At 62.1% G+C, this 12,483-nt stretch carries 9 protein-coding genes and 1 tRNA gene; 5 read left to right on the top strand and 5 right to left on the bottom strand.

Going from position 1 to position 12,483, the window contains the following annotated elements:
• Nucleotides 1-28: 28 nt before the first annotated feature.
• Nucleotides 29-883 (top strand): DUF1194 domain-containing protein, encoded by an 855-nt coding sequence (locus EN857_RS07090; RefSeq protein ID WP_127308872.1) that lies wholly within the window; start codon nucleotides 29-31, stop codon nucleotides 881-883.
• Between the two features lie 63 nt (nucleotides 884-946).
• Here the strand turns inward: EN857_RS07090 and EN857_RS07085 are convergent, their stop codons facing one another.
• The 4 genes from EN857_RS07085 to EN857_RS07070 all read right to left on the bottom strand — a co-directional run bounded on the left by EN857_RS07085 (nucleotide 947) and on the right by EN857_RS07070 (nucleotide 5,997).
• Complete coding sequence (locus tag EN857_RS07085) at nucleotides 947-2,773, bottom strand: patatin-like phospholipase family protein (protein ID WP_189521637.1); 1,827 nt, start codon at nucleotides 2,771-2,773, stop codon at nucleotides 947-949.
• 293 nt (nucleotides 2,774-3,066) lie between these two features.
• Complete coding sequence (locus EN857_RS07080; RefSeq protein ID WP_127391246.1) at nucleotides 3,067-3,882, bottom strand: oxidoreductase; 816 nt, start codon at nucleotides 3,880-3,882, stop codon at nucleotides 3,067-3,069.
• A 66-nt stretch (nucleotides 3,883-3,948) separates the two neighbouring features.
• On the bottom strand, nucleotides 3,949-5,244 hold the full coding sequence (gene fabF / locus EN857_RS07075; RefSeq protein ID WP_127391247.1) for a beta-ketoacyl-ACP synthase II: 1,296 nt from the start codon (nucleotides 5,242-5,244) through the stop codon (nucleotides 3,949-3,951).
• Nucleotides 5,245-5,391: 147 nt separating this feature from the next.
• Nucleotides 5,392-5,997: a TetR/AcrR family transcriptional regulator gene (locus EN857_RS07070; RefSeq protein WP_127391253.1), complete on the bottom strand. Its 606-nt coding sequence runs from the start codon at nucleotides 5,995-5,997 to the stop codon at nucleotides 5,392-5,394.
• A gap of 86 nt (nucleotides 5,998-6,083) precedes the next feature.
• On the opposite strand from EN857_RS07070, the gene EN857_RS07065 reads away from it, so the two are divergent.
• The 3 genes from EN857_RS07065 to EN857_RS07055 all read left to right on the top strand — a co-directional run bounded on the left by EN857_RS07065 (nucleotide 6,084) and on the right by EN857_RS07055 (nucleotide 11,064).
• Complete coding sequence (locus tag EN857_RS07065) at nucleotides 6,084-7,196, top strand: efflux RND transporter periplasmic adaptor subunit (RefSeq protein WP_127391248.1); 1,113 nt, start codon at nucleotides 6,084-6,086, stop codon at nucleotides 7,194-7,196.
• Between the two features lie 2 nt (nucleotides 7,197-7,198).
• Nucleotides 7,199-10,318, top strand: coding sequence for an efflux RND transporter permease subunit (locus EN857_RS07060; RefSeq protein ID WP_127391249.1), 3,120 nt, complete (start codon nucleotides 7,199-7,201; stop codon nucleotides 10,316-10,318).
• A gap of 131 nt (nucleotides 10,319-10,449) precedes the next feature.
• Nucleotides 10,450-11,064: a TetR family transcriptional regulator gene (locus EN857_RS07055; RefSeq protein WP_127391250.1), complete on the top strand. Its 615-nt coding sequence runs from the start codon at nucleotides 10,450-10,452 to the stop codon at nucleotides 11,062-11,064.
• A 138-nt stretch (nucleotides 11,065-11,202) separates the two neighbouring features.
• Here the strand turns inward: EN857_RS07055 and EN857_RS07050 are convergent.
• A tRNA-Met gene (locus EN857_RS07050) sits at nucleotides 11,203-11,279 on the bottom strand.
• 238 nt (nucleotides 11,280-11,517) lie between these two features.
• Between EN857_RS07050 and EN857_RS07045 the strand changes: the two genes are divergently transcribed.
• Nucleotides 11,518-12,483, top strand: a complete 966-nt coding sequence (locus EN857_RS07045; RefSeq protein WP_127391251.1) for a Gfo/Idh/MocA family oxidoreductase — start codon at nucleotides 11,518-11,520, stop codon at nucleotides 12,481-12,483.

The following is a 12,483-nucleotide window of genomic DNA, read 5'->3' as shown; positions in this document are numbered from 1 at the left end:
ACAATTGCATGTCAGCGAGAGGCTCGCCATGGACGACCTTGTGCGGATTGCTCGATGTGCGGGTGCAAGACCGGTGCTGCGGCTCACGGCCGTCTGCTTTCTGCTCTTCGCTATGGCGTCGCAGGCTCTCGCGACCGACCGTCCCGCTGACCACCTGGCCGAAGTCGATCTGCAATTGATCCTGGCCGTGGACGTTTCGCCCTCGATGAGCAACGTTGAGCAACGAGTGCAACGCGACGGCTACGTCAGCGCCTTCCGCCACGCAGACATCGCGACCGCCATCAAGTCGGGAGAGCGGGGCAGAATTGCAGTGCTTTATCTGGAGTGGGCAGGGCCAGACCAGCAAACAGTCATCATGCCGTGGACAATTGTTGAAGGCCGCGAGGACGCCCTGATCTTGGCAGACAGGCTCGCGGCGCTGCCGTTGACCGTAGGTCGCGGAACGTCGATCTCCGGCGCATTGTGGGCGGCGCATGATCTGTTCGCGAAGAGTGGCTTGCGAAGCCCGCGCAGGGTTGTTGACGTATCCGGCGATGGACCCAACAATGCCGGAGCGCCGCTTGATCCCATCCGGCAGGTCCTTCTGGCGGAAGGCGTGACGATCAACGGGTTGCCGATCGCACTGCCCCGCATCGGCTGGGCCGGCGGGTTTGCGATCTACGACCGTTCCTATCTGCAATCCTATTTCGAACGCTGCGTCATTGGCGGACCAGACGCATTTGCGATCGGCGTCACCGAGGCCGCCATGTTCGCTACCGCGGTCCGGCTAAAGCTGGTGCGTGAAATTTCCATGAACATGGGTCAGGTGATCCACGCCGCCTACACGACGCGTTCCGACCGCACAGCCGACTGCAACATGATCGCTCAGTCGCCGGGCCGGTAAGTTCGGCAATGGGGACCGCGATGCAGGGCAGCAACGGAAGGCGCAAAGTCTAGTGGTGATGCGCTAAGTATGTGCGTTACCTAGCATCGCCCGGAGGCCTGAGTCGTACTGGCGGAGACGTTCCTCGATCCATTGCGCCGTGCGGCCGTGGGCGTCCGAAAACAGCTCGGAATGCCGACTCCAATCCATGAAGGTGCTCGAGACCTGCGGACAGACCAAGACATCCTCGTCGCCGACGGCAATGTCCTGCGGCCCGTGTGCCAGCATACTCGCGGCAATAACCTGAAGCATGCTCGGAACCTGCGGCAGGCGGGCACGGCCGAAAGGGTTCAGCAGGGCGACCGCCAGTTCCGATCTTCCGGGGATGCGGTCATAGTCGACGTGGTATTTTTGCGGTCCATTGGACCCAAAGCTCACGATCACATTGGGGCCGGTCTTGAGTTCCCTCATCTGTTCCAGCGGCAAATTGTTCATGATGGCGCCGTCCACCAGCATATCGCCGTCAGCCGTAAAGAACGGCGGCAGGACACCCGGGAGCGAGCCGGATGCCCGAACGGCTTGCCAGAGTTTCCCACGACGGTGGACATGGGGCTGACGGCTGCTCAGATTGGTCGAAAGCGCAAAGAACGGAAGCCAAAGATCTTCGATCAGGACGTCGCCGTATTCTTCCCGAAGGGCTCGATCGAAGGCTTTGTGATCTAGAAGCGCGAAACGCGGCAAGGTGGGGCGCCGAAACGCCCTGCTCTTAACAAATACGTTGTGCGTGCCGCGGTCGATCTGCTCCGCGTCCAACCCTCTTGCGAAGCCGGCCATCATCGCGGCTCCGGAACTCGTCCCGCCGAGATAGTCGAAGCGCGCGCCCGCCTCGACGAAGGCCTTGTAGACGCCCAGATGGGCGCTGCCCAGGGACCCACCCCCCGCCGCCACGAAGCCACGGGCCTTGCAGGAAATAAATCGGACCAGGCGCTGGATATCAGACGCGTCCTCCAGCGCAACATGATGATGCTGGCCGACATGGGGACGCTCATCGAGCCACGCAGAGGTCCCGTAGACCGCAGCCGAGCGATTGTCGTGAATTAGGACAAGCCGACCGGTCGATGGTGGATGGACCGATAGCGCCAATTCCTCGGCCGTGTTCAAGCGAGGCGAGGAGGATGCGTTCGCTACAAGCAGGACGGTATCGGCCTGGCGAATGCAGACTCGTGTCCATTCATTAGGTTCTTCATCGGCGACGTAGACAACGAATTCAGCTTGCGCCTCGAGTTCGTTCAACCAGTTAAGGACCGGCTGGTCGTCGATCGGACGACCCGCGAACCTCGCGTGGACGTCATGCCGGGAAACGAACTGAGCGTGCGTGAGCGCACCGAACTCTTGCTGTAGGTGCCCGATGAAAACCGGTGAGATGCGGCTTCCGCCGGCTGCGATGATGGCAAGCGTTCGGATCTTGGCAGGTTTCTGACGTGACAAAATCGGAGATTGCGTGGCGAACCGGCGCGCCAGAGATGTTGTGACCGCCTCTCTCAGGTTCGGCAGAGCCTCGGCCGCCTTCTCGAAATGATTGCGACTGATTTCAAGGACGATCGAATCGCGCGCTGCAAGGACAGTGGCCGTACGGGGCAGGCCTGCAAAGAAACCAATTTCGCCGACCAGTTCGCCCTGTGCGATCTCGGCGACCGAGCCAATCCGATCTCCTTTGTGTACCGTAAAGCGACCGGACAGCACGACGAAGAACCTGTCCGATGGATCGCCTTCGCGAACCAGGACCTCACCGCGCCTTAGGACTAGACGGTCGGATTCGGCGGCCAAAGCCTCGAGCGCCAGCAACGACGCACGATCGAACATCAATGTCGCCGACAATAGTCTCGCGGCGAGAGAATCGACGGAGGACATTTGAGCCATCCCGAGGACGCATTCGCTCCGGCAATTGTATCCCGTGCCGCTCGTTTTTACAGCGTCGCAAGGCGCATTGGTTTCCGGTGGCGTCTGTGAGGCGCTCGATCCGCGGCAACTGGTGGGTAGCAGCGAGAGGCTTCGGAAGCCTAGGTGTTGTTAGCGGTGGTGGCGGAGGACCGTTCTCTCCGCTTCAACATTCGGCACCGGCCCATCTGTCGGTGGACTGGTAGCGGGAGAGCGCTACCGCTTTTCCCCCCACCTATCAGATCGACGGTTCCTGCTCCGTCGAATCAGACCGGCAGGCCAAGTTGCTTTCGAAGGCTTTTGTCGAACGCTGAGGCGGGAACGAAACGGCGCAGGAAGCTGACCTGGCGAGCCGTTTTTCCCGCCGTGTAGCGCCGCTTCGGGTCTGGGTCGGTCGCAGCCGCCAGAACTGTCTTGGCCACCACCTCGGGCGTATCACCCTTTTCCATCGCTTTCCGAACCGCCGCTTTCATGCCGGCCCGCGATGAGTTGTAGATATCGAGCAATTGATCCGGGGTGGCGAGGCTTTCTTCGAATGACGTGCGGGTATAGGCGGGCTCGACCAATGCCACTCGAATTCCGAACGGGCGCACTTCGTGGTCGAGCGATTCGGAGTAGCCCTCAATTGCGTGTTTGGTCGAGGCGTAAAGCGCGAAATAGGGAGCGGGGATGAACCCCTGCACCGAACTCACATTGACGATCCGGCCCTCGTTCTGACGTCGCATCGTCGGCAGGACTGCGTTTGTCATGCGGAAAACGCCAAAGACGTTCACGTCGAACAGCGCCTGAGCTTGAACAGTCGAGGATTCCTCGGCCGCGCCAAACAGGCCCATACCGGCATTGTTGACAAGCAGGTCGATGCGCCCGGTTTCGGCCAGCACATCGTCGACCAGCTGTGACACGGATGTGTCATCGGTCACGTCGCAGGTCAGCATCGTCACGCCGTCGCTTTTTCCAGCGATCGCGCGACGGCTGGTGCCGAACACACGAAAACCAGCGCTCTGCAGGGCATTGGCCGTTGCATGTCCGATGCCCGAGGATGCCCCTGTGACGATGGCAACGCCGGGATTGATCTTGTTCATGGAAATCACTTTCTTTGAGTTGGATTAGAGTGAGAAGAGGCAGAAAGACCGAAGCAAAGGCGTCGATCATCGAGGGCTTCGGCGGTCACGCCGGGCACCTTCCCAGCGCCGGAATAGAGCGCTGGCGTTGACCCCTCCGAAGCCAAAACCGTTGGAGATCGCGTACTCCATCTCCATTGACCTGGCCCGGTTCGCGACGAAGTCGATCCCTTCGCCCGCTGGATCAGGCGCGTTCAAATTGAGGGTGGGCGGTGCCACCTGATCCCTGAGCGCAAGGATCGTGAAGATCGCGCCAAGCCCGCCGGCGGCGCCGAGCAGGTGGCCTGTCGCCGACTTCGTTCCGCTGACGGCTATCCCGAAATCGTGCCCGAACACGCTCTTGATCGCTTCGATCTCACCAAGGTCGCCCACCGGCGTGGAGGTTGCATGGGCATTGAGATGACGGACCTCGCGCGCCGAAATCCCTGCCTGAGCGATTGCAATCTCCATAGCTCGGCGCGCGCCATCGCCGTCCTCGGGACCTGAAGTGACGTGATACGCATCCGCCGTCGTGCCGTAGCCGACGACCTCGGCGAGCGGTTCCGCGCCGCGCGCCAGTGCATGGCTCAACTCCTCGATGACCAGGATGCCAGCGCCTTCGCCCATGACGAAGCCGTCCCGTGACATGTCGAACGGACGAGAGGCCTGGTCGGGGCGATGATTGTAGGAGGTCGAAAGCGAGCGTGCCGCCGCAAAGCCGCCCAGACTGACCACGTTCATGCAAGCTTCGGTGCCACCGCACACGGCGACATCCGCGTCATCGGCCCGGATGAGGCGGGCGGCATCGCCGATTGCTTGGATACCTGCCGCACAGGCCGTCACAGGCGCGCCGAGCGCCCCCTTGAATCCGTAGCGAATCGAGATGTGGCCGGCCGCCATGTTGACCAGAAAGGATGGGACCGTGAATGGTGAAAGACGCCGTACTCCGCGCTGGTCGACTGTCCGCACCGCCTCCGTGATGGCCGGAAAACCTCCGACACCTGAAGCGATGATCGTTGCGGTGCGAACCCGATCGCTCTCCGAACTCGGCTCCCATCTCGCCTGGGCAAGCGCCTCTTCCGCCGCGGCCAACGCGAAAAGAATGAATCGGTCGATTCTGCGCTGGTCCTTCGGAGCCACGAAGGCATTGGCATCGAGGCCGGCCTCGGGATCGTCTTCCAGGGAGGGAACCACGCCGCCGACCTTTGCGGGCAACTCTCCCACGACCTCGTCCGCAAGCCTCGCGATGCCCGAGCGACCGCTCACGAGCCGCGTCCAGGTTGCCTCGACGTTTGCAGCAAGCGGCGTGACCGCTCCCATGCCTGTAACGACTATGCGTCGCATATACTCACCTATCAAATCGCTTGCGCCGCGAGGCTCTGCCCCACGCGCTGGCACAATCCTGACGGACGTTGGATTGCCGCTTACCCATCTGCCTAAAGAGGTGGATAGAAGCTGTGGCGCTGTGCATCCCGCTTGGAGAAACCACCGTCATAGGGGCGGCTCTTCCTGAGCATTGCTGGACGATGATCGCTGCAGCACGCTCTCGGCTGCGGCTTGCAGAAACTGCTTCGACAGTTGCTTGTCGTTGACGGCCCGTGAAAGGACGACCGCACCGACCATCGTCGAGAGGACGGCCATGGCCTTTCCATCGGGATCCTCGCCGTGGGCATCGCCAACCCATCCATCGAGCAGTTCGAGATATTCCCTGATCCCGGCTTCGAAGGATGCTTTTACGTCGCTGCCCTGCCTGGCTGCATCCGAGCCCAGCGCCACGACCGGGCAGCCGTCCATCCTTTCTTCGCGATGTCCGGCGCTGAGGTAGAACTCGATCACTGCACCAAGCGGGTCCTTGGGATTTTTCGCGGCCGCGTCCGACCATCGACGCGATGCGTGCTCCAGTGCCCGCCTGGACGCCAGCGCCTCCAAGTCCTCCTTTGATGCGAATTGCTTGTAAAAGGCGCCTTGGGTCAGCCCGGCGCCCTTCATCAGATCCTTAAGGCCGATGCCGTCAAAGCCATGCTTCCGGAAAAGGCGGCTTGCCACATCGATCACCGTCTCGCGGTTTTCCGCGGCCTGAGTGCGACTCACGCGCATCATCGATCTCCTTTTTTAGATTGCATTCGTAATCTATACCAGTTATAGAGTGTGAATGCAATCTATTTTGACGTGAGGCGATGGGCATGAAAAAGAGATCCCTAATTGTGCTGGGCAGTATCCTGATCGCAGGATCAGCGGCACTGGCATTCGTGACACTTTCTGACCGCACGCAGGCAGCCGCCGTCGCTGCCGACCCGAGGCAGGAACCTCCGATCGTCAGACTGGTGACGGGAGAGCAAGTCACCGGCTCTGCGCGCAGTTTTACCGGCATTGTCGCGGCGCGAGTGCAGAGCAACCTTGGTTTTCGCGTGCCCGGCAAGATTGTCCAGCGCCTCGTGGATGCTGGCGATCAGGTCAAGGCTGGACAGCCGCTCATGCGGATCGACGAGACCGATCTACAACTTGCGCTCACGGCAAAGCGCAACGCAGTCGCCGCGGCACACGCTGTCCTAATCCAGGCGGCAGCAGACGAGAAACGCTATGCGGCTTTGGTGAAAGACGGATTGGCTGCAACTCCGCAGCGATACGAACAGGCCAAGACCGCGCTGGATACCGCTACGGCCCAGCTCGCCGCCGCCGAAGCGGAAGCGAAGGTCGCGGAGAACGAAGCGACATACGCAGTCCTGGTGGCGGACGCCGATGGAACGGTGGTCGATACGCTCGGTGAGCCGGGTCAGGTCGTCTCCGCCGGCCAGACAGTGGTCCGGATCGCCCAGGCCGGCCCCCGCGAAGCGGTGGTATCACTTCCCGAAACGATCAGGCCGGCGATCGGCTCGGCGGCCGAGGCCAGCGTGTATGGTGGCGATGAGCACCGCCATGCGGCACATCTGCGACAATTATCCAACTCCGCCGATACCCAGACCCGCACCTATGAGGCCCGCTACGTGCTTGACGGTGAGGCTGCGGCGGCACCGCTTGGCGCGACGGTGACCATTCGGGTTGCAACCCAGGCGAGTCAGCCTGAGGTCCAGGTGCCGTTGGGAGCCGTGCTCGACGACGGCCGGAAGACTGGCGTTTGGGTCTTGGACAAGGGCACGTCGACCGTGCACTTTCAACCCGTCCAGCTTGTTCGTGTAGCCAGCGAAACCGCTGTGATCTCCGGACTAAGCTCCAGTGTTCCCATCGTGTCGCTCGGCGCTCATCTCCTGCAAGAGGGTGCTCGCGTGAGGACTGCCTCTGAAATCGGGAGCAACTGAGGATGACCCTCAATCTTTCAGCGCTCGCCGTTCGCGAACGGGCCGTCACTCTGTTCTTCATCCTCCTGCTGGTGGCTGCCGGCGCCTACGCCTTCCTTATGCTCGGCCGAGCGGAGGACCCCAACTTTACCATCAAGACCCTGACCGTCACGACGACATGGCCAGGCGCGACAGCGCGCGAGATGCAGGACCTCGTCGCCGAACCCTTGGAGAAGCGGCTTCAGGAGCTGACCTGGTACGACCGGGTGGAGACGACTACGCGGCCGGGCTATGCGTATATGACGGTCACGCTGAAGGACAGCACGCCGCCATCCGCCGTGCAGGAAGAGTTCTACCAGGCCCGCAAGAAGCTCGGGGATGAAGCCCGCAACCTGCCGCCCGGCGTCTACGGGCCCTTCATCAACGATGAGTACTCGGATGTCAGCTTCGCTCTTTATGCGCTCAAGGCCAAAGGCATGCCGATGCGTGAGCTGGCCAGGCAGGCCGAGGCGATCCGCCAGGACCTCTTGCACGTGCCCGGCGTCAAGAAGATCAACATCCTCGGTGAACGTCCCGAGCAGATTTTCGTCGAGTTCTCCTACGCCAGGCTGGCTACGCTCGGCGTGTCGGCCCAGGATATCATTGCCGCCTTGCAGCGGCAGAACACTGTCACCCCGGCGGGCTCGATCGACACTGACGGGCCGCAGGTCTTCATCAGGGTCAATGGCGCCTATGACAGTGTCCAGACGATCGCCGACACGCCGATCGTTGCCTCCGGGCGGACGCTCAAACTTTCCGACATCGCCGAGGTCCGCCGCGGCTATGAAGATCCTCCCACGTATCTCATCCGGCGCCAGGGTGAGCCCACGATCATGCTCGCGGCCGTTATGCAGGAGGGCTGGGATGGTCGCGCACTCGGCAAGGCGCTGGAGGACAGGACGGCGGCCATCGTACGGACATTGCCGCTCGGGATGACGCTCGACAAGGTGTCAGACCAAGCGGTCAACATTACCTCGGCCGTCGACGAGTTCATGATGAAGTTCGCGATGGCGCTGGGCGTCGTGCTGCTGATCAGCCTGCTGAGCATGGGCTGGCGGGTCGGCATCGTCGTGGCGGCCGCCGTCCCCCTGACGCTTGCCGCCGTGTTCCTCATTATGCTGGAGACGGGACGGTTCTTCGATCGCATCACGCTCGGCGCGCTCATCCTGGCGCTCGGTCTTCTCGTCGACGACGCCATCATCGCGATCGAGGTGATGGTGGTGAAGATGGAAGAGGGCATGGACCGTATCAAGGCGGCGGCCTATGCCTGGAGCCACACGGCGGCGCCGATGCTGTCGGGAACGCTGGTCACGATAGCCGGCTTCCTGCCGGTGGGCTTCGCTCGCTCGACGGCCGGCGAATACGCTGGCAACATCTTCTGGGTTGTGGGTTTCGCCCTCATCGTCTCCTGGATCGTCGCCGTGGTCTTCACGCCCTATCTCGGCGTCAAGATGCTGCCCGCCATCAAACCGATCGAAGGCGGTCACCACGCGATCTACGACACGCCTAACTATCGGCGCCTGAGGCGGCTCATCACTTTTGCCGTGCGCCACAAGTTCGTGACCTCCGGTATTGTCGGCATCGCTTTCACGCTCTCCGTTGTCGGCATGGGTGCCATCAAGCAGCAGTTCTTCCCCACATCCGACCGCCCGGAAGTGCTGGTGGAGGTTCGCCTGCCGGAAGGCACCAGCATCGAGACGACGACCGCCACGGTCGAGAAGCTCGAGCACTGGCTGGACGGACAGCCCGAAGCCAAGATCGTCACGAGCTATGTCGGTCAGGGCGCCCCGCGCTTCTTCTTCGCGATGGCGCCTGAGCTGCCCGATCCCGCCTTTGCCAAGATCGTCGTTCTGACCCCGAATGCCGAGGCGCGCGAGGAATTGAAGCACCGGCTTCGAGAGGCGGTGGCACAGGGCCTCGCGCCGGAAGCCAATGTGCGCGTCACGCAGCTCGTGTTCGGCCCCTACACGCCGTTCCCAGTCGAGTTCCGGGTCATGGGACCTGATCCTGCGCAACTCTACAGTATCTCCGAGAAGGCCCTCGGCATCATGCGGGGCGTCCCGGACGTGCGGCAGGCCAACCGCGACTGGGGCAATCGCACGCCCGTGCTTCGCTTCGTCCCGGACCAGGATAGATTGAGCCTCATCGGCCTGTCGCCGACCGAGGTGGCTCAGCAGCTGCAATTCCTCCTTACCGGCATCCCGGTCACGCAGGTCCGCGAGGACATCCGCAATGTCCCTATCGTGGCGCGCAGCGCCGGCGGCGAGCGGCTGGATCCGGCGCGCCTGGCGGATTTCTCATTGATGAGCCGCGACGGCCGGCAGATTCCGCTCGACCAGATCGGCCATTCCGAAATCCGTCCTGAAGAGCCGATCCTGAAGCGCCGCGACCGCACGCCCGTTATCACAATCCGCTCCGACATCAACGAAGCGACCCAGCCTCCGGAGGTCTCAAAACAGGTCGTGAAAGCCCTTCAGCCGCTGATCGCATCCCTTCCGGCTGGCTATAGCATCGAAATGGGCGGATCGATCGAGGAGGCTGAAAAAGCCAACACCGCGTTGGGCAAGATCTTCCCGGCCATGATCGCCGCCATGCTGATCGTCATCATGCTCCAAGTGCGATCCTTCTCGACGATGTTCATGGTCGTGCTAACGGGGCCGCTTGGCCTCGTCGGCGTCGTGCCGATGTTGCTCGTCTTCCACCAGCCCTTTGGCTTCAACGCCATTCTGGGCCTGATAGGATTGGCCGGCATCCTGATGCGCAACACGCTGATCCTGACCGAACAGATCAAGGAAAACCGCGCCGCAGGCCTCGACGCCTATCACGCCGTCATCGAGGCCACAGTGCAGCGCGCGCGGCCCGTGATCCTAACCGCGCTTGCCGCAGTGCTGGCCTTCATACCCCTCACGCACTCCGTCTTCTGGGGATCGATGGCCTATACGCTGATCGGGGGCACGGCGGTTGGCACGGTATTGATCCTACTCTTCCTTCCCGCGCTCTATACCGCGTGGTTCCGGATCAAGCCGACCGCGGACGAGAACCATGAGGCCGCCCCAACGCAAGAGCCAGAACCGCAACTGCGGCTGGCAATGGCCGCGGAATAGGACTCGTGCCGGATGAAATGGGGTCGAGGCCCGCCCAAAGGACTTGCCTTGCGGGCGGGACGATCGTGCCCGCTTCCAGATGCTCGACGGGCAAGTCTTGCAGATCCGATTGATCAGTCCCGGAGAGATCAATGAATCACCCGATCCGAGTGCGAACTGATCTCGACTCGGTGCGCGCGCGCATTCTTGAGGTAGCGGAGAAGCACTTTCGCCGCATCGGCTCCCATAGGACGTCGATGTACGACATCGCCTCAGACCTCGGCATGAGCCGGGCAAATGTCTACCGTTTCTTTCCCTCTAGGGATGCGATCAACGGGTTCATCTGCAAGCGGATCCTGGACGAGGCTGCCGATATCGCCTTTGCGATCGCACGTACGAACGCCACGGCGTCGGAAAAAATCAGTCGGCTTTTGATCGCAATTCACAATCATGGCAAGGCGACACTGATCGAGCAGAAGCACATGCACGACATGATTGTCGCGGTCATGCGGGAGGACCGGGAGATCGTCAAAGGTCATATTGAGTGGATGGTCACGATCTTCGAGGCGATCATCCGCGAGGGCATTGGAGCGGGCGAATTCAAGGTCAGCGACCCGGCAGAGGCGGCGCGCGCGGTCAAGACCGCGTTCATGCCGTTCTTCCATCCGGTTCTGATCGAGCACTGCGTCCAACACGGCGAAGACACCGAGGCGAGCTTGCGAGAGCAGATTGGCTTTATCCTGAAAGCACTTGCCAAGTCGGACTAAGCGGCATGCAGAAACAAACGTTAGGCAATGTGCGGCACCCAGGCGGACGCCTCAACCCTTGAAATCATTCAAGATTCTTGGACGGGGCGCCACCACAACTACCCGTTTTCGCTATGATTTCAATGGCTTATGATGATTTGGTAGCGGGAGAGGGACTTGAACCCCCGACCCCAGGATTATGATTCCCGTGCTCTAACCAACTGAGCTACCCCGCCAGGGCGGCGAAAAGCCCGAAATCCACCTAAATCTAAAGGCATGTCGGAGCGTTCACCAAGGTCGGCGCGGATATAAGGTTGCGAGGGCAAGCCTGTCAAGCTTCGATGCGGCCGCCCGCCCGGCTTATTTGCGCTGCAGCAAAAGCTTTGCCGGACAGGCATTTGATCTGGGGCGCGGGGTTGAGTTCGACGGGGCACGTCGCTATGTCTCGGCCACGAAATTCTAGAGTTTGAGCGAATGAAGCCGCGCATTGCAGTCCTCGGTTGCGGATACTGGGGCAGCAACCATATCCGCACTCTCAAGGCGCTCGGCGCCTTGCACGCGGTTTCGGACCTCAATCGCGCGCGCGCGGAAGGCTTTGCCAGCGAGCAGGACTGTCTGGCGATCGAACCTGAGCAGTTGTTCAAGCGCGACGACGTCGACGGCATCGTCATGGCGCTGCCGCCGCAGTTCCACGCCGACATGGCGGTGCGCGCCATCGAGGGCGGCAAGGACGTGCTGGTGGAGAAGCCGATCGCGCTGACGGTCGCCGACGCCGAGCGCTCGGTGCAGGCGGCAAGGGACCACGGCCGCGTCTTCATGGTCGGCCATGTGCTGCGCTTCCACCCCGCTTTCGAGACGCTCAAGGGCCTGATCGACAATGGCGAGCTCGGCGAGGTGCGCTACATCCATTCGCATCGCCTCGGCCTCGGCAAGTTCCACACCGAGAACGACGCGCTGTGGGACCTTGCGCCGCACGACCTGTCGATGATCCTGGCGATCACCGGCACCGAGCCGATCGAGGTGAGGGGCGAGGGCGCCGCGCTGCTCGACAATCTCAGCGACTTCGCGCATCTGCACATGCGCTTTCCCAACGGGCTGCGCGGCCATCTCTTCGCCTCGCGGCTCAATCCCTATCGCGAGCGGCGGCTGACGGTGGTCGGCACCAAAGCTATGGCGGTGTTCGACGATGTCGAGCCGTGGGAGCGCAAGCTCGCCGTGTACCGCCATGCGGTGTGGCAGGACAGCGGCCAGTGGGCCTTCACCGCCAACGAGCCGTCCTATGTGGCGGTCGGCGAAGGCATGCCGCTGACGCGCGAGCTGGCGCATTTCATGCGATGCATCGAAACGCGGGCCGAACCGCGCACCAGCGGCGAGGAAGCGATCAGGGTGCTGCGCATCCTGACTGCGGGCACCGTCACCCACTCCGGCCCTTCATCCTGA

Origin of the sequence: Mesorhizobium sp. M4B.F.Ca.ET.214.01.1.1 (assembly GCF_004791545.1) — a bacterium.
Taxonomy (GTDB): Bacteria; Pseudomonadota; Alphaproteobacteria; order Rhizobiales; family Rhizobiaceae; genus Mesorhizobium; species Mesorhizobium abyssinicae.
This window is presented reverse-complemented; position numbering and strand designations above follow the sequence as displayed.

Excerpts from the sequence above, each read along its gene's own strand:
- EN857_RS07055 (WP_127391250.1), top strand. The coding sequence starts at position 10,450 with ATGAATCACCCGATCCGAGTGCGAACTGATCTCGACTCGGTGCGCGCG.
- EN857_RS07070 (WP_127391253.1), bottom strand. The coding sequence starts at position 5,997 with ATGCGCGTGAGTCGCACTCAGGCCGCGGAAAACCGCGAGACGGTGATC.
- EN857_RS07045 (WP_127391251.1), top strand. The coding sequence starts at position 11,518 with ATGAAGCCGCGCATTGCAGTCCTCGGTTGCGGATACTGGGGCAGCAAC.
- EN857_RS07060 (WP_127391249.1), top strand. The coding sequence starts at position 7,199 with ATGACCCTCAATCTTTCAGCGCTCGCCGTTCGCGAACGGGCCGTCACT.
- EN857_RS07065 (WP_127391248.1), top strand. The coding sequence starts at position 6,084 with ATGAAAAAGAGATCCCTAATTGTGCTGGGCAGTATCCTGATCGCAGGA.
- fabF (WP_127391247.1), bottom strand. The coding sequence starts at position 5,244 with ATGCGACGCATAGTCGTTACAGGCATGGGAGCGGTCACGCCGCTTGCT.
- EN857_RS07090 (WP_127308872.1), top strand. The coding sequence starts at position 29 with ATGGACGACCTTGTGCGGATTGCTCGATGTGCGGGTGCAAGACCGGTG.
- EN857_RS07080 (WP_127391246.1), bottom strand. The coding sequence starts at position 3,882 with ATGAACAAGATCAATCCCGGCGTTGCCATCGTCACAGGGGCATCCTCG.
- EN857_RS07085 (WP_189521637.1), bottom strand. The coding sequence starts at position 2,773 with ATGTCCTCCGTCGATTCTCTCGCCGCGAGACTATTGTCGGCGACATTG.